The organism is Paracoccus nototheniae, from assembly GCF_004335005.1.
Classification (GTDB): Bacteria; Pseudomonadota; Alphaproteobacteria; order Rhodobacterales; family Rhodobacteraceae; genus Paracoccus; species Paracoccus nototheniae.
In genome coordinates this window covers 51,659-67,239 of record NZ_RQRT01000005.1, presented here as the reverse complement: position 1 = coordinate 67,239, position 15,581 = coordinate 51,659, and the positions used below count along the sequence as shown (strand labels likewise).

Here is a 15,581-nt window from a genome sequence, read left to right as displayed (position 1 = left end):
GGTGAAGACGGCCTCAGATCATTCCCACTCGATCGTGCCCGGAGGCTTCGAGGTGATGTCATAGGTGCAGCGGTTGATGCCCTTGACCTCGTTGATGATCCGGGTCGCAGTCTCGCCCAGGAATTCATGGGTGAAGGGATAGTAATCCGCCGTCATCCCATCGACCGATGTCACAGCGCGCAGCGCGCAGGCGAAATCATAGGTGCGACCGTCGCCCATCACGCCCACCGTGCGGACCGGCAAAATCGCCACGAAGGCCTGCCAGATCTCGTCATACAGGCCATGCTTGCGGATCTGGTCGATGAAGACGGCATCGGCCTTGCGCAGGATCTCCAGCTTTTCGCGGGTGATCTCTCCGGGGCAGCGGATGGCAAGGCCGGGGCCGGGGAACGGGTGGCGGCCGATGAAGCTGGCGGGCAGGCCCAGCTCGCGTCCCAGTTCGCGCACCTCGTCCTTGAACAGCTCGCGCAGGGGTTCGACCAGCTTCAGGCCCATCTTTTCGGGCAGACCGCCGACATTGTGGTGGGACTTGATCGTGACCGACGGCCCGCCGCTGAAGCTGACGCTTTCGATCACGTCGGGATACAAGGTGCCCTGCGCCAGAAACTCGGCGCCCTCGATGCCGCTGGCGTATTTCTGGAACACGTCAATGAACAGCCGCCCGATGGTCTTGCGCTTGACCTCGGGGTCGCTGATCCCCTCCAGCGAGCCCAGAAACAGCTCGACCTCGTCTGCATGGATCAGGGGGATGTTGTAATTGTCACGGAACATCTTGACGACTTCGGCGCCCTCGTTCAGGCGCAGCAATCCGTGATCGACAAAGACGCAGGTCAGCTGGTCGCCGATCGCCTCGTGGATCAGGACCGCCGCGACGCTGCTGTCGACGCCGCCCGACAGACCGCAGATGACCTTGCGGTCGCCCACCGTCTCGCGGATCTTGCGGATCGCCTCGTCCTTATAGCTGGCCATGGTCCAGTCGCCGGTAAAGCCCGCCAGCCGGACGAAATTCTCCAGCATGATGCGGCCCTGCGGCGTGTGATGCACCTCGGGGTGGAACTGCACGCCATAGAACCGCCGCGCCTCGTCCGCGATCATCGCGATGGGGGCGTTGGGAGAGGTACCGATGACCTCGAAGCCGGGGGCCAGCCGGGTGACGCGGTCGCCATGGCTCATCCAGACTTCTTCGCGGCCGGTTCCGAACAGGCCTGCGAAGATGCCGTCGGACTTATGGCCCGGCGTGGGCGCGATGAAGGCGCGACCATATTCGGCGTGGTGGCCGGCCTCGACCGTGCCGCCCAGCTGTTCCATCATCACCTGCTGACCATAGCAGATGCCGAACACCGGCACGCCCATGTCGAACACCGCCTGCGGGGCGCGGGGGCTGCCCGCATCGGTGACGCTGGCGGGGCCGCCGGACAGGATGATCGCCTGTGGGGCCATGTCGCGCAGCGACTGGTCGGACACCGCGTTGAACGGGTGGATTTCGCAATAGACATTCAGTTCCCGCAGGCGACGCGCGATCAGCTGCGTCACCTGGCTGCCGAAGTCGATGATCAAAAGGCGCTGGTGCTGGGTCATGGATGCGCTTTAAGCGCGGTTTCAGGGCCTTGCAAGGGTTTCGCAGGGCCCAAGGGGCGGAACTTGCCAATCCCGGGCGACGTTTCCCGGCAAGCCGTCCCGTTGCGCTTATTCCCGTGGCCCGCGTTCCTGCGGCCCGCCGTTCCGATCAGAAGGTCTGTCCGATGTTCAAAGCCCCCCTTGCCGCTGCCGCCTGCCTGATGGTGCTGTCCGCCTGTCAGCTGCCGATACCCGGCGTGAACGCCCCGCAAGCCCCCGCCGATCAGGCGCTGGCCACCGAATGCAGCGGCGATGCGCAGGCGGCTGCGCGCCTGTCCAGCGGCGTCAATGCCGCGCGCCTGGCCGAGGGCAAGAACGAGCTGGCCGTGAATGACGATCTGAACCGCATCGCCCTGGCCCATGCCTGCGACATGGCGCAGACCGGCCGGGCCGATGTGGCGGGGTCGAACGGATCGAACGTAGTCGATCGCGCCCGCTCTGTCGGTTATCCGACCTGCGGCGTGGTGCAGCTGGTGGGGGCCGGTGGCACGCCCGAGGGCACCGTAGGCGCGTGGTTGGCCGCCGGTCCGCAGCGCGAACAGATTCTGGGTCAGCTGAGCTATCAGGTCGGCAGCGGCGCGGTGCAGGGCCCCGACGGGCGGATGTGGCTGAGCACGGTTCTGGGCAACAACTGCCGCTGACGTCTGGCTGGGCGGCAGCCAGCATGGCCGCCGCCCCGATCGTGTCATTTCTCGGGCAGCAATCCCCGGGGCGCGAACCGCAGCACCGCCAGCAGCACCAGCCCCATCGCGATGAAGCGCATATGCGGCGCGCTGTCCAGAAGATGCGCCTTGAAAGCGCTGTCGGGCAGAGGACCGGTCAGCGCCGCGATCAGGGCCGGGCCCCAGACCTCGGCCTTGATCCACAAGAACCAGATCGTGACCGCGCCCAGCACGGCGCCCCAGTTGTTGCCGGACCCGCCGACGATCACCATCACCCAGATCAGGAACGTATAGCGCAGCGGGTTATAGCTGGTCGGCGCCAGCAGCCCGTCCAGCGTCACCATCATCGCGCCCGCCACCCCGATCACCGCCGATCCCAGAATGAAGACCTGCAGATGGCGGCGGGTGACGTCCTTGCCCATCGCCTCGGCGGCGGTCTCGTTGTCGCGGATGGCGCGCATCATCCGGCCCCAGGGGGATTTCAGTGCCAGTTCGGCCAGCAGGATGATGACCAGCAGCACGACCAGAAACAGCGACATATAGGACAGCTTGACCCAGATCCCCGAGGCTTCGGCGGCAGGAAATCCCCAGCTGGCGGCGAAATCGACAAAGTCGGGGTTGCGCTGCAGGGCGACCTCTTGCGCGACGGGCCGGGGGATTGAGGTGATGTTCTTGACGCCGCGCGCCAGCCAGTCCTCGTTCTTCATGACGGCGACGATGATCTCGCCGATGCCAAGCGTGGCGATGGCCAGATAGTCCGATCGCAAGCCAAGCGCGACCTTGCCGATGGCCCATGCGGCGGCGGCGGCGAACAGGCCGCCCACCACCCATGACAGCAGCACCGGCAGGCCCAGACCGCCGATATTGCCGTGGCGGGCGGGGTTGTTGGCCTCGATCGCGATGACGGCGGGGTCGAACAGCGCGCGATAGGCGACAAAGCCGCCGATCAGCAGGGCCGCCACCAGAAGGCCGCTGCGGGTGCGCGTCCATGCCAGCTTGGCCAGCGCCAGCGTGCCCAGACCCACGGCCAGCGCCATCATCAGGCGGGTGCCGCCTGCCGCCCATGCGCCCTCGACCGGGGGCAGCGACACCAGCACCGGGGCCAGCGCGCCCATCGCCAGAAAGCCCACGACGCCGACATTGAACAGCCCCGCATAGCCCCATTGCATGTTCACGCCCAAAGCCGTGATGGCCGAGATCAGCCCCATGTTCAGGATCGCCAGCGAGGTGTTCCAGCTGCCCGAGAACATCGAATTTCGCACCGTCCCCTCCAGTACGAACAGAATCGCCAGCACGGCGAACAGCACCGGCGCGCGCCAGCGGCTGGAGGAGGAGGTGGCTTGACGGTTGGTGGCCATGATCTTCCCCTTACACCGATTTGCCGCGGAACAGACCCGTGGGCCTGAACAGCAGAACGACGATCAGAATCACAAAGCTGACGGCGAATTTGTATTCCGTCCCCAGCAGCTGCATCAGGCCCGAAGGCTCGAACCCCGGCACCAGATAGCCGACGACCCGGACCCAGGGATAGGTCACCGCCACCTCGGAAAAGGCGACCAGAAAGCCGCCCGCGATGGCGCCAAGCGGATTGCCCAGGCCCCCGACGATGGCTGCGGCAAAGATCGGCAGCAGGATCTGGAAATAGTTGAAGGCCTTGAAGGACTTGTCCAATCCGTAGAGCGTGCCCGCGATGGTGGCGAGGCCCGCCGCGATGATCCATGTCAGCCGGACAACCCGTTCAGGGTCGATGCCCGACAGCAGGGCCAGATCCTCGTTATCGGAATAGGCGCGCATGGCCTTGCCGGATTTGGTGCGGTTGAGAAACCAGAACAGCGCCACCATCACGACCAACGCCACCACCACCGTCAGCGCCTGCGTGGAGCGCAGGGCCAGCCCCTCGGGCAGGCCGGTCATCTCGCGGAAATCGCGGACATTGATGATGAACCGCGCGCCGTCGTCAAAGCGGTATTCATCCACCCCGATCAGGATTCGGGTCAGCCCGTTCATCACGAACATGACGCCCACCGATGCCATGACCAGAATGATCGGCGCCGCCTTTTGCTTGCGATAGAACCGATAGACGGCGCGGTCGGTGCCCAGCACCAGCAGGGCCGTCAGCGCGATGCCGAAGGGCAGCGCGATCAGCGCGGTCGGCAGCGGCCCGGCGCTGATCCCCATGCCCTGCAACCCCCAGGTCAGCAGGATCACCACGCCGGCGCCAAAGGCCATCGTATCGCCATGGGCAAAGTTCGAGAACCGCAGGATGCCATAGATCAGCGTCACCCCAAGCGCCCCAAGCGCCAGCTGCGCGCCATAGGCGGCGGCGGGGATGAACACGAAATTCAGAAAGACCACGAGGGCGTTCAGGATATCCAAGGTCTCAGCCCCCCAGGAAGGTGCGGCGCACCTCGTCGTTTTTCATCAGCTCGTCTCCGGTGCCGGTATGGGCATTGGCGCCCTGCACCAGAACATAGGCCTTGTCGGCGATCATCATCGCCTGACGCGCATTCTGTTCCACCATCAGGACCGGCAGCCCGCCGCGCGCGATGGCGATGATGCGGTCGAACAATTCGTCCATCACGATCGGGCTGACACCTGCGGTGGGTTCGTCCAGCATCAGCACCTTGGGCTGGGTCATCAGCGCCCGGCCCACGGCCACCTGCTGGCGCTGCCCGCCCGACAATTCGCCCGCCGCCTGTTTGCGCTTGGCTGCGACGGCGGGGAACAGATCATAGACCTGCGCCATCGTCGCCCTGATGTCGTCGCGCCGGATATAGGCGCCCATTTCAAGGTTCTCCTCGACCGTCATGGACGGGAAAATGTTGTTCACCTGCGGCACAAAGCCCATCCCCGCCTTGACGCGGTCCTGCGGGTTCAGCGCGGTGATGTCCTGCCCGCTCAGCCGGACTGATCCCTGCCGCAGGTTCAGCATCCCGAAGATCGCCTTCATCGCCGTCGATTTGCCCGCGCCGTTCGGCCCCACGATCACCGCGATCTGGCCCTGTTCCACGGCGATGGTGCAATCATGCAGGATGTCGGCGCCCTTGCCGTATCCACCGGTCATGTTCTCGCCGATCAGAAACGGATCGCCGGTCCGCCCCGGTCCCACCGGGCCAGAACGACGGGTGCCGTCGATGGTGCCGCGCCCCTTGGGGTTCACGACCGAGGCGTCGCGATTGCCCCGATTGCCGAAGGTCGTGTCGCTCATGCGCCCACCATGTCCTTGTTCTTCAGGCCGGTGCCCAGATAGGCCTCGATCACCGCTTCGTTCTGCATGATGTCCGACGCGCTGCCCTTGGCCAGCACGCGCCCCTCGGCCATGACGATCACCGGGTCGCACAGCTTGCCGATGAAATCCATGTCATGTTCGATGACGCAGAAGGTATAGCCCCGTTCGCGGTTCAGGCGCAGGATCGCGTCAGCGATGGTCATCAGCAGGGTGCGGTTCACGCCCGCGCCGACCTCGTCCAGAAAGACGATCTTGGCATCGACCATCATCGTGCGGCCCAGCTCCAGCAGCTTTTTCTGACCGCCCGACAGGTTGCCGGCCTTTTCATGGGTCAGGTGGCGGATGGTCAGGAAATCCAGCACCTCGTCGGCCTTGCGCCGCAGGTCGGCCTCTTCCCGGGCGATGCGGCCACGCTGGAACCAGGTCTTCCAGATCGTCTCGCCCGATTGCAGGCCGGGCACCATCATCAGATTCTCGCGCACGGTCATGCTGGAAAACTCATGCGCCATCTGGAAGGTGCGCAGCAGACCCTTGTGAAACAGCGTGTGCGGCGGCAGGCCGGTGATATCCTCGCCATCCATGAAGACGCGGCCCGAGGTGGGGGGCAGCACGCCCGCGATGACGTTGAACAGCGTCGATTTCCCCGCGCCATTGGGGCCGATCAGCCCGGTGATCGATCCTGTCTCGATCGTCAGGCTGGCGCCATCGACGGCGCGAAAGCCGCCGAAATGTCTGTGAAGATCCTCGACCCTGATCATGCGTCCCTGTCCCTGTCTTCACACAATAGGTGAAGTCTATGCGGCAAGCGGTTCTTATTATTTGAAAAATGGCCCGGCATTCCTGCCGGGCCGCGTCACGTGACGAAAGGGTCAGCGATAGCCGACGACCTCAAGCTTGCCATCGGTGAACTGCACCTCGCGGAAGGTGCCGGCGGATTCGCCGGGTCCGACCAGATCGACCGCAGTGGCGCCGACATAATCGACATCGCCGCCGCCATTGATAATCTCCAGCGCCTTGGCCAGTTCGCCGGGCAGGATTTCCTCGCCGGGGCCGTTGGCCACGTCCATCACGCTGTCCTTATAGACCGCCGGATCGGACGATCCCGCCTTGGCCATCGCCAGCAGCATCAGCGCCGCCGCGTCATAAGCCTCGCCGGAAAAGGCGCCGGAACCGTCAAAGCCCGCAGCCTCGGCCATGGTCAGATAGGTCTCGCGGCCCTCGCCCTCGGCGGCGGGGTTCTGGCCAAAGCTGCCGTCGATCTCGGTGCCGAAGTTTTCCTCCAGCGCGCTGCCGACCATGCCGTCGGGGAAGACGAAGGTTTCGAACGCGCCGCTGTCCAGCGCGCCGCGCACGATGCCCGAACCGCCCTGATCCACATAGCCGACCACGACCAGCGCATCGCCGCCCGCGGCCGCCAGTGCCCCGACCTCGGCCGAGTAATCAGCCTTGCCGTCGTCATGGGCGCTGTTGACGGTGACCGTGCCGCCATTGGCGGTAAAGGACGCCGCAAAGGCATCGGCCAGACCCTTGCCGTAATCGTTGTTGGTATAGGTCACGGCGACCGACGAGATGTCGCGGTCGGCGATCACCTGCGCCATCACCTCGCCCTGACGGGCATCCGAGGGGGCGGTGCGGAAGAACAGCCCGTCATCCTCGATATCCGTCAGCGCCGGAGAGGTGGCCGAGGGCGAGATCATCACCATGCCATTGGCCTTGGCGACGTTTTCCAGCGAGGCGATGGTTTCGCCCGAACACATGCCGCCGATCATGCCCTTGATGCCTTCCGAGGCGATCAGGCGTTCGACTGTCGCGGTCGCGGCGGCGGCATCGATGCAGGTGCTGTCGCCGGTGACCGACACGACGGTCGATCCATCCAGCAGCAGGCCCGAATCGCTGACTTCCTTCATCGCCATCTCGGCGCCCTGCTGCATGGCAGGGGCCATCGATTCCAGCGGTCCGGTAAAGCCAAGCGAGATGCCCAGCTTGATCTCTTCAGCGCCAGCGGCACCGGCCATCAATGCGGCGGCGGCGGTCGCAAGAAGAAGGTTTTTCATGTAGAAGTCTCCCAGTTGGAACGTTGTCCTGCGCGTCAGGTTAGAAGCGGGACGTTCAAAAAGGAAGGGTCATCTGCTGCGCTTTTGCATTGTTTGTAAGCAAAGCGCACAAGGCCCCTAGCGCCAGCCAAGCCGGTCCTGACGCCGGAACGCCCGTCCCGTCAGCGCGGCCAGCAACCAGCCCAGCACGAAACCCAATCCCCCCGCCATCAGCCCGGACGTGGTCAGCGGCAGCGCCGGGCGGAAATCGTCCCAGGTGGCGCGTAACGTGTCCAGATCGCGCAGCCGGTGGGGCAGCAGCATCCGTTCCAGCGGCCCCGCGATGCGCAGCATGGCCAGATCGGCGCGCGCCCGGTCCAGCCGGGTGAAGGCGCGGGTCATGTCGGCGCGGTGACCGTCGCGAAAGGCGCTGCCCGACAGATCGGCCAGCGCCTCGGTCCGCGACAGCCCGGCGCGGGTGGCGCTGGCGTCGAATTCCTGAACGACCAGCGTCAGCGCATCGACCTGACCGCCAAGCCGTTGGACATATTGGTCCGAAAAAGCCGGAAATTGCGACAACAGGGCGGCCAGAAGCCCCGCCAAAGCCAGCCGCAACAGCCCGGTCATGTCCCCCGCCCTTTCAAATGTCCGGGCCCTTTCACTTGTCCTGAACAGGCAGCCCCAGAACCGGCTGATAGATCTGCATGACCCGGTGGATCGCATCGGCGGGCGACAATTCCTCGGTCTGGCCGGTGCGGCGGCAGGTCAACTCGACCTTGTTGTTGGTCAGGCCGCGCGGGCCGACCGTGATCCGCCAGGGCAGGCCGATCAGATCCATCGATGCGAATTTCGCCCCGGCCCGTTCGTCGCGATCGTCATAAAGCGGGTCCAGCCCGCGATTCTGCAATTCGGCATAGATCGCCTGACAGGCGCTGTCGGTCGAATTGTCGCCCTGCTTCAGATTGACGATGCCGACATGAAAGGGCGTCACGCCCTCGGGCCAGATGATGCCCTTGTCGTCGTGATTGGCCTCGATGATCGCGCCCAGCAGGCGGCTGACGCCGATCCCGTGGCTGCCCATATGCACAGGCACCTGTGCCCCGTCCGCACCGCGCACCGTGGCGCCCATCGGTTCGGAATACTTGGTGCCGAAATAGAAGATCTGCCCGACCTCGATCCCGCGCGCGGTGCGACGGCGATCCTCGGGGACGTCGGCATAGACGGCCTCGTCATGCGTCTCGTCGGTGCGGGCATAGCGGCTGGTGAATTCCTCCAGCACGGCCTGACATTCCTCGACATTGTCGTAATCGATCTGGCGGTCGCCAAAGGTCAGGTCGGTGATCTGGCTGTCATAAAAGACCTCGGATTCGCCGGTCTCGGCCAGCACCAGAAATTCATGCGTGTAATCGCCACCGATCGGGCCGCCATCGGCGCGCATCGGAATGGCCTGCAGACCCATGCGTTCATAGCTGCGCAGATAGCTGACCAGATGCCGGTTATAGGCATGCAGTGCGGCCTCTTTCGTCAGGTCGAAGTTATAGCCGTCCTTCATCAGGAACTCGCGCCCCCGCATCACGCCAAAGCGCGGGCGGATCTCGTCGCGGAATTTCCACTGAATGTGATACAGCGTCAGCGGCAGATCCTTGTAGCTGTTCACATGGCTGCGGAAGATGTCGGTGATCATCTCCTCGTTCGTGGGGCCGTACAGCAGGTCGCGCTTGTGGCGGTCGGTGACGCGCAGCATCTCTTCGCCATAATCGTCATAGCGGCCGCTCTCGCGCCACAGATCGGCGGGTTGCAGCGTCGGCATCAGCATCGGGATATGGCCCGCGCGCTGCTGTTCCTCGTGCACGATCTGCTCGATGCGCTTGAGAACCTTGAAGCCCATCGGCAGCCAGGAATAGATCCCCGCCGCCTGCTGCTTGATCATGCCCGCGCGCAGCATCAGCCGGTGGCTGACGATCTGCGCCTCTTTGGGGTCTTCCTTCAGCACGGGCAGGAAATAACGCGACAGACGCATGGGGCGGGCTTTCGATGACGGAGTTTTCCCTTGGACTTCTGGTCCATCCAGCCCCCCGATGCAAGGTCCAAGGCCCCGCCCGACGGCCCCCTGCGCGGCACCGCGCCGCATCGCAGGCCGGGAACGCAGACGCCATGCTGCGCGTCCTGTGGTTTTCGGAGGGACGTGATGGCGCGGCTGATCCTGATCCTGGGCGACCAGCTGTCGCGCGACGTGGCCGCCCTGCGCGCGGTCCAGCCCGGCGACGTGATCGTCATGGCCGAGGTCATGGCCGAGGCCAGCTATGTCCGCCACCATCCCCAGAAGATCGCCTTTCTGTTCGCCGCCATGCGCAAGTTCGCGGGCCAGTTGCGGGCCGAGGGGCTGACGGTCGCCTATACGACGCTGGACGATCCCGATAACGGCCAGTCCATCCCGTCCGAGCTGCTGCGCCGCGCCGCCCAGCATGGCGCCACGCGGGTCATCGCGACCGAGCCCGGCGAATGGCGCCTGATCCGCGCCTTGGCCGATCTGCCGCTGCCCGTCACCCAGCTGCCCGACGACCGCTTTCTGGCCAGCCACGCGGAATTTCAGGACTGGGCCAAGGATCGCAAGGAATTGCGGATGGAATGGTTCTATCGCGACATGCGCCGCAAGACAGGGTTGCTGATGGAGGGCGATCAGCCTGCGGGCGGCCAATGGAACTTTGACCACGACAACCGCAAGCCCGCCCGCGCCGATCTGTTGCGCCAGGCCCCGCCACGCTTCGATCCCGACCCGGTGACGACCGAGGTTCTGGATCTGGTCGCGGCCCGCTTCCCCGACAATTTCGGACGCTTGCGCCCCTTTGCCTATGCCACCGACCGCGCGGGCGCGCTGCAGGTGCTGGACCATTTCATCGCCCATTCGCTGGACGATTTCGGCCCGACGCAGGATGCGATGCTGCAGGACGATCCGTTCCTGCATCATTCGGTCCTGTCGCCCTATCTCAATGCCGGCCTGCTGTCCCCGCGCGAGGTCTGCGATGCCGCCGCCAAGGCTTATGCGGCGGGCCAGGTTCGGCTCAACTCAGCCGAAGGGTTCATCCGCCAGATCATCGGCTGGCGCGAATTCATGCGCGGCATCTACTTCCTCGAAGGCCCCGAATATACCTCGCGCAACGCGCTGAACCATCACCGGAATTTGCCGCCGCTGTACTGGGGGGCGCCCACCGCGATGAACTGCCTGTCCCACGCGGTGGCCCAGACCCGCGACCACGCCTATGCCCATCATATCCAGCGCCTGATGGTGACCGGCAATTTCGCCCTGCTGGCCGGAATCGACCCCCATCAGGTCCATGAATGGTATCTCGAGGTCTATATCGACGCCTATGAATGGGTCGAGGCGCCCAATGTCATCGGGATGAGCCAGTTCGCCGATGGCGGTGTGGTGGGCAGCAAGCCTTATGTCAGTTCCGGCAATTACATCAACAAGATGTCCGATTACTGCAAGGGCTGCGCCTATAAGGTGGCCGACAAGACCGGCGACAAGGCCTGCCCGTTCAACCTGCTCTATTGGGATTTTCTGGCCCGCCACCGCGATCGCTTTGCCACGAACCCGCGGATCGGACGCATCTATGGGACATGGGACCGGATGGACCCCGACCGGCAGTCCCTGATCCGCGAACAGGCGGCGGCATTTCTGGCCCGGCTTGACGCAGGCGATCCGGTCTGAGGACGCGCGCCTTGACGCCGCGCTCGCCGCCCCCGATGCTGCCCCGAACATTGGGGGATCCGTCCATGAGCTGCGCCTGCGGTCACCACCACCCTGCCCCGGCCATCACCGGCGGCCAGCCCGCCCCCCTCTCGCGGCCGATGATCGCGCTGCAGGGCCGCCTGATCTGCCATGACATGGGCCAGATGATGACGGCGCTGGATCTGTTGCCCGATCATCAGGCCCTCAGCCGCGCCGAGCCGGGCTGCCTGCGCTTCGACATCGCGCAATCCGAAGACCCGCTGATCTGGACCCTGTCCGAGATCTTCACGGACGCCGATGCCTTCGCCGCCCATCAGACCCGCACCGCCGACAGCACATGGGGACAGGCCAGCACCGGCCTGACCCGCGATTTCCACCGCCATGACCTGCATCCCGCCATCCGCCCCGAGACCGCATCCGATCACGACGCCCTCGACCGGCTGCTGACCCTGACCTTCGGCACGCGGGCCGAGGCCGACCTCGTCCACAATCTGCGCCGCGCGGGCGATCTGGCGGTCTCGCTGATCGCGCATGCCGATGGCCTGCCGGTGGGTCATATCGCCCTGTCACCCTTGCAGGCCGATCGCCCCGCCTATGCGCTGGCGCCGCTGGCCGTCCATCCCGCGCTGCAGGGCCGGGGCCTTGGCCGCGCGCTGATCGCCTGCGCACTGCAAGCCGCAGGCGACCGCCCCGTGGTGGTCCTCGGCGATCCCGCCTATTACAGCCGCAGCGGCTTTACCCCGGCCAGCCTCACCTCGCCCCATCAAGGCCCCGCCCTGCAAATCCACGGCCAGCTGCCCCGCCACACGACCATCACCCACGCCCCCGCCTTCTCGCGCCTCCTAAGCCTTTCTTCTTCATAAAAATATCCCGGGGGAATCGCGGAACGCGATGGGGGCAGCGCCCCCCTTCCGCCCTCTCCACCAGGCCCGAACCTTGCACCCTACCCCGTCAGGCTCCACATCTGGGGCCAGACCACTGAAAAGGACCGATCATGGCAGGCCATATGGCATTCGACGCGACCGACCCCGCGGCAGCTCACGCGCAGGGTAATTTCGGAACCCTTCCCGAATGGGATCTAAGCGATCTTTATCCCGCACCCGACAGCCCCGAGCTTGCCGCCGATCTGGACCGGCTTGAGGTGCTGGTGCAGGGTTTCGCCTCGGATTATCAGGGCCGGCTGGCCGCCCTGACGCCCTCGCAGATGCTGGAGGCGATCGAAACCTATCAGCAGATCGACATTCTGGCCGGGCGCATCATGTCCTATGCGGGCCTGCGCTATTACCAGAACACTACCGATCCGGTCCGCGCCAAGCAGATGGGCGATCTGCAGGCAAAGATCACCGACATGACCACGCCGCTGGTCTTTTTCAGCCTCGAATTCAACCGCATCCCTGATGAGGGATATGCGACCGTCTTCACCGCACCCGACGGGCCCGCCCGTTACAAGCCCGTGTTCGACCGGATGCGCGCGATGCGCCCGCACCAGCTGTCGGACGAGCTGGAACAGTTCCTGCACGACAATTCCGTCGTCGGCGCCGCCGCCTGGAACCGCCTCTTCGACGAAACGACCGCCGCCATGACCTTCGAGGTCGAGGGCGAGACCATGGGGCTGGAGGCGACGCTGAACCTGCTCAGCGATCACGACCGCAGCCGCCGCGAGGCGGGCGCCCGCGCGCTGGCCAAGGTCTTTTCGGCGCAGGTCGGCCTGTTCGCGCGCATCCACAACACGCTGGCCAAGGAAAAGGCCATCGAGGACAAATGGCGCAAGATGCCGACCCCCCAGCATGGCCGCCATCTGTCCAACCATGTCGAACCCGAGGTGGTCGAGGCGCTGCGCAATGCCGTGACCGCCGCCTATCCCCGCCTGTCGCACCGCTATTATGCGCTGAAGGCGAAATGGCTGGGTCTGGACCGGCTGCAGGTCTGGGACCGCAACGCCCCCCTGCCGACCGAGACCCCGCGCACCATCGGCTGGCCCGAGGCCCGCGCCACCGTGACCGAGGCCTATGCCGGCTTCTCGCCCCGTCTGGCCCAACTGGCCGAGCCGTTCTTCGACAAGGGCTGGATCGATGCGGGCGTCAAGCCCGGCAAGGCGCCCGGCGCTTTCGCCCATCCGACGGTCACCACCGCGCATCCCTATATCCTGCTGAATTATCTGGGCAAACCGCGCGACGTGATGACGCTGGCACATGAGCTGGGCCACGGCGTCCATCAGCGTCTGGCCGCCGGACAGGGCGAGCTGCTGGCCTCCACCCCGCTGACGCTGGCCGAGACCGCCTCGGTCTTTGGCGAGATGCTGACCTTTCGCGCGCTGCTGGCCAGGACCACCGATCCGGCGCAGAAAAAGGCGCTGTTGGCCGGCAAGGTCGAGGATATGATCAACACCGTCGTCCGCCAGATCGCGTTCTATGACTTCGAATGCCGACTGCACGCCGCCCGCGCCGCCGGAGAGCTGACCCCCGACGACATCAACGCCCTGTGGATGTCCGTCCAGCATGAAAGTCTGGGGCCGGTCTTCGATTACCTGCCGGGATACGAGACCTTCTGGACCTATGTGCCCCATTTCGTGCATTCGCCCTTTTACGTCTATGCCTATGCCTTTGGCGACGGGCTGGTGAACGCGCTTTACGCGGCCTACGAGGACGGGCTGCCGGGGTTCGAGGACAAGTATTTCGACCTGCTGTCGGCGGGCGGTTCCAAGCATCACAGCGAGTTGCTGGCACCCTTCGGCCTCGACGCCTCGGACCCGGCCTTCTGGGACAAGGGCCTGTCGATGATCGAAGGCTTCATCGACCAACTGGAGGCGCTGGAGGCGTGATCGCTCTGGCCCCTCTGGGCCGGGACGCTTTCGGGCGCGTCAGCCATCTGGCCGTCGCGCCCGATCAGGAGCCGTTCTGTGGCAGCATCGCCAGCCATTTTGCCGCCGACGAGCCGTCCTGCGATTTCCATGTCGTCACGCGCGATGACCGGCCAGTGGGATTTTTCAAGATCGACCGCGACTACGCCGCCCGGATGGATCTGGCACCGCCGGACCATCTGGGCCTGCGGGGCATGATGATCGACCGGGCCGAACAGGGGCGCGGCACCGGTCGCGCGGCGATGTCCTTGCTGCGCGGCTATCTTTCGGCATATTATCCGGGCTGGGCGGGGTGCGCGCTGACGGTCAATGCGATCAACCCGGGCGCGCGGGCGATCTATCTGGCGGGCGGGTTTCGCGATGACGGGGTATGTTATCATGGCGGGCGTTTGGGGCCTCAGCATCTCTGGTACTGGATCTGATGGCCCACGGGGGCTGCCGCCCCCGTACCCCCGCGGATATTTGAGGACCAATGCAGAGGCGAGGCCCGTCTGCAAAACGGAGCGATCTGTTCGCAATGCGCGACTTTTCGGCGCCCCGGTGCGGAGGCGATTTTTGCGGGAACCGATGGCATTGGATTGCGTTGCGTCGTCAGATGGTTATCCAACAAGGAGACGTGACCGTGCAGAAGAAGCTTTTGGGCCTGAGCGCCGTTCTGGCAATGATGACTCTGGCCGCCTGCGAGACGGTGCAGGGTGCCGGACGCGATATTTCCACGGCCGGTGCCGTGGTTCAGCAGGAAAGCGCCGAGGTTCAGTCCGGGATGTGATCCCGATCTGACCGGTCTGGAAAAGCCCCTCTGCAGCGCGCTGCCGGGGGGCTTTTTCTTGGCCGACGGGCTGATAGGGCCACCGTGATTGCATCCCGGGCGTGGCGGTGAGATCATTCGGGCGCGGCGCGGGATGAGGGGAAGATGATGCGGTTCCTGGTGATGATCTTGCTGATGGTGCCGCTGCCGGCGGCGGCCTTCACGGCGCGAAACGGCATGGAGGTCGCGCAGGCGGGGCCGTCGGGCATGGCGGTGATGTTCCGCACTGCCCGCGAGGATACGGATTACTGGTGCGCGGCAGGCGATTATGCGCAACGGGCGCTAAACCAGCCGGTCGGCACCCGGCTGTGGCGCGCCAGTCCGAAGCCGCGCGGCAGCGGTCAGGGCCTTCTGTTCACCCTGGACCCTGCGCAGAAGGCCGAGGGTGCGGGACTGTCCCAGTTCGGCAAGGGCCCGCGGGATGGCAGCATGTCCATCGGGCAGGCTGTTTCGGCACATTGTCAGGTGATCGTGCCCTTGTGGCGGGACTGAACCGAAAAGACGGGTGACGGATTCTTAATCCGTCTGCGCCATGATGGCGTCATGTCACCCGAGATGCGCCCCGACCCAAGCCTTGCCGCCATTGCCCGGACGCCGCGCGATGTTTGCGGCAGGATGATGCGAGGCGACAGACGGCGC

15 protein-coding genes are annotated in these 15,581 nt (G+C 65.3%); 7 read left to right on the top strand and 8 right to left on the bottom strand.

Annotated elements, in window-relative coordinates; translation table 11 throughout:
- Positions 1–18: 18 nt before the first annotated feature.
- Positions 19–1,578, bottom strand: coding sequence for a glutamine-hydrolyzing GMP synthase (gene guaA, locus EG885_RS04195; protein WP_131573225.1), 1,560 nt, complete (start codon positions 1,576–1,578; stop codon positions 19–21).
- Positions 1,579–1,742: 164 nt separating this feature from the next.
- On the opposite strand from guaA, the gene EG885_RS04190 reads away from it, so the two are divergent.
- Positions 1,743–2,258 (top strand): CAP domain-containing protein, encoded by a 516-nt coding sequence (locus EG885_RS04190; protein WP_165571032.1) that lies wholly within the window; start codon positions 1,743–1,745, stop codon positions 2,256–2,258.
- A 44-nt stretch (positions 2,259–2,302) separates the two neighbouring features.
- Here EG885_RS04190 and EG885_RS04185 read toward each other — a convergent pair whose 3' ends face one another.
- The 7 genes from EG885_RS04185 to proS all read right to left on the bottom strand — a co-directional run bounded on the left by EG885_RS04185 (position 2,303) and on the right by proS (position 9,561).
- Positions 2,303–3,637: a branched-chain amino acid ABC transporter permease gene (locus tag EG885_RS04185; RefSeq protein ID WP_131573223.1), complete on the bottom strand. Its 1,335-nt coding sequence runs from the start codon at positions 3,635–3,637 to the stop codon at positions 2,303–2,305.
- Between the two features lie 10 nt (positions 3,638–3,647).
- Positions 3,648–4,655, bottom strand: coding sequence for a branched-chain amino acid ABC transporter permease (locus EG885_RS04180; RefSeq protein WP_131573222.1), 1,008 nt, complete (start codon positions 4,653–4,655; stop codon positions 3,648–3,650).
- A 4-nt stretch (positions 4,656–4,659) separates the two neighbouring features.
- A complete protein-coding gene (locus EG885_RS04175; protein WP_131573221.1) occupies positions 4,660–5,487 on the bottom strand; it encodes an ABC transporter ATP-binding protein in 828 nt (275 codons plus the stop codon).
- Positions 5,484–6,266 carry an ABC transporter ATP-binding protein gene (locus EG885_RS04170; protein WP_131573220.1) on the bottom strand — a complete coding sequence of 261 codons (783 nt, stop codon included), beginning with the start codon at positions 6,264–6,266 and terminating at the stop codon, positions 5,484–5,486. The genes EG885_RS04175 and EG885_RS04170 overlap by 4 nt, the downstream gene beginning before the upstream one ends.
- Before the next feature lie 111 nt (positions 6,267–6,377).
- A complete protein-coding gene (locus tag EG885_RS04165) occupies positions 6,378–7,562 on the bottom strand; it encodes an ABC transporter substrate-binding protein (protein ID WP_131573219.1) in 1,185 nt (394 codons plus the stop codon).
- Between the two features lie 117 nt (positions 7,563–7,679).
- On the bottom strand, positions 7,680–8,168 hold the full coding sequence (locus EG885_RS04160; RefSeq protein ID WP_165571031.1) for a DUF2937 family protein: 489 nt from the start codon (positions 8,166–8,168) through the stop codon (positions 7,680–7,682).
- Between the two features lie 31 nt (positions 8,169–8,199).
- Entirely contained in the window at positions 8,200–9,561 is a 1,362-nt protein-coding gene (gene proS, locus EG885_RS04155) for a proline--tRNA ligase (RefSeq protein WP_131573217.1), read from the bottom strand.
- A 168-nt stretch (positions 9,562–9,729) separates the two neighbouring features.
- Here proS and EG885_RS04150 point away from each other — a divergent pair, with 168 nt between their 5' ends.
- From EG885_RS04150 to EG885_RS04125, 6 genes are all read left to right on the top strand, one after another.
- Positions 9,730–11,253 (top strand): cryptochrome/photolyase family protein, encoded by a 1,524-nt coding sequence (locus EG885_RS04150; RefSeq protein WP_207392197.1) that lies wholly within the window; start codon positions 9,730–9,732, stop codon positions 11,251–11,253.
- Positions 11,254–11,318: 65 nt separating this feature from the next.
- Entirely contained in the window at positions 11,319–12,137 is an 819-nt protein-coding gene (locus EG885_RS04145; protein WP_131573216.1) for a GNAT family N-acetyltransferase, read from the top strand.
- 131 nt (positions 12,138–12,268) lie between these two features.
- Entirely contained in the window at positions 12,269–14,095 is a 1,827-nt protein-coding gene (locus EG885_RS04140; protein WP_379107038.1) for a M3 family oligoendopeptidase, read from the top strand.
- On the top strand, positions 14,092–14,556 hold the full coding sequence (locus EG885_RS04135) for a GNAT family N-acetyltransferase (RefSeq protein WP_131573215.1): 465 nt from the start codon (positions 14,092–14,094) through the stop codon (positions 14,554–14,556). The genes EG885_RS04140 and EG885_RS04135 overlap by 4 nt, the downstream gene beginning before the upstream one ends.
- 239 nt (positions 14,557–14,795) lie before the next feature.
- Complete coding sequence (locus EG885_RS23040; RefSeq protein WP_136884414.1) at positions 14,796–14,903, top strand: entericidin A/B family lipoprotein; 108 nt, start codon at positions 14,796–14,798, stop codon at positions 14,901–14,903.
- Between the two features lie 144 nt (positions 14,904–15,047).
- Positions 15,048–15,434 carry a hypothetical protein gene (locus EG885_RS04125; protein WP_131573213.1) on the top strand — a complete coding sequence of 129 codons (387 nt, stop codon included), beginning with the start codon at positions 15,048–15,050 and terminating at the stop codon, positions 15,432–15,434.
- The last annotated feature ends 147 nt before the right edge of the window (positions 15,435–15,581 follow it).

What these genes read in the sequence shown, in the direction of transcription:
- guaA (WP_131573225.1), bottom strand. Translation starts at nt 1,578, where the DNA reads ATGACCCAGCACCAGCGCCTTTTGATCATCGACTTCGGCAGCCAGGTG.
- EG885_RS04190 (WP_165571032.1), top strand. Translation starts at nt 1,743, where the DNA reads ATGTTCAAAGCCCCCCTTGCCGCTGCCGCCTGCCTGATGGTGCTGTCC.
- EG885_RS04185 (WP_131573223.1), bottom strand. Translation starts at nt 3,637, where the DNA reads ATGGCCACCAACCGTCAAGCCACCTCCTCCTCCAGCCGCTGGCGCGCG.
- EG885_RS04175 (WP_131573221.1), bottom strand. Translation starts at nt 5,487, where the DNA reads ATGAGCGACACGACCTTCGGCAATCGGGGCAATCGCGACGCCTCGGTC.
- EG885_RS04170 (WP_131573220.1), bottom strand. Translation starts at nt 6,266, where the DNA reads ATGATCAGGGTCGAGGATCTTCACAGACATTTCGGCGGCTTTCGCGCC.
- EG885_RS04165 (WP_131573219.1), bottom strand. Translation starts at nt 7,562, where the DNA reads ATGAAAAACCTTCTTCTTGCGACCGCCGCCGCCGCATTGATGGCCGGT.
- EG885_RS04160 (WP_165571031.1), bottom strand. Translation starts at nt 8,168, where the DNA reads ATGACCGGGCTGTTGCGGCTGGCTTTGGCGGGGCTTCTGGCCGCCCTG.
- proS (WP_131573217.1), bottom strand. Translation starts at nt 9,561, where the DNA reads ATGCGTCTGTCGCGTTATTTCCTGCCCGTGCTGAAGGAAGACCCCAAA.
- EG885_RS04150 (WP_207392197.1), top strand. Translation starts at nt 9,730, where the DNA reads ATGGCGCGGCTGATCCTGATCCTGGGCGACCAGCTGTCGCGCGACGTG.
- EG885_RS04145 (WP_131573216.1), top strand. Translation starts at nt 11,319, where the DNA reads ATGAGCTGCGCCTGCGGTCACCACCACCCTGCCCCGGCCATCACCGGC.
- EG885_RS04140 (WP_379107038.1), top strand. Translation starts at nt 12,269, where the DNA reads ATGGCAGGCCATATGGCATTCGACGCGACCGACCCCGCGGCAGCTCAC.
- EG885_RS23040 (WP_136884414.1), top strand. Translation starts at nt 14,796, where the DNA reads ATGATGACTCTGGCCGCCTGCGAGACGGTGCAGGGTGCCGGACGCGAT.
- EG885_RS04125 (WP_131573213.1), top strand. Translation starts at nt 15,048, where the DNA reads ATGATGCGGTTCCTGGTGATGATCTTGCTGATGGTGCCGCTGCCGGCG.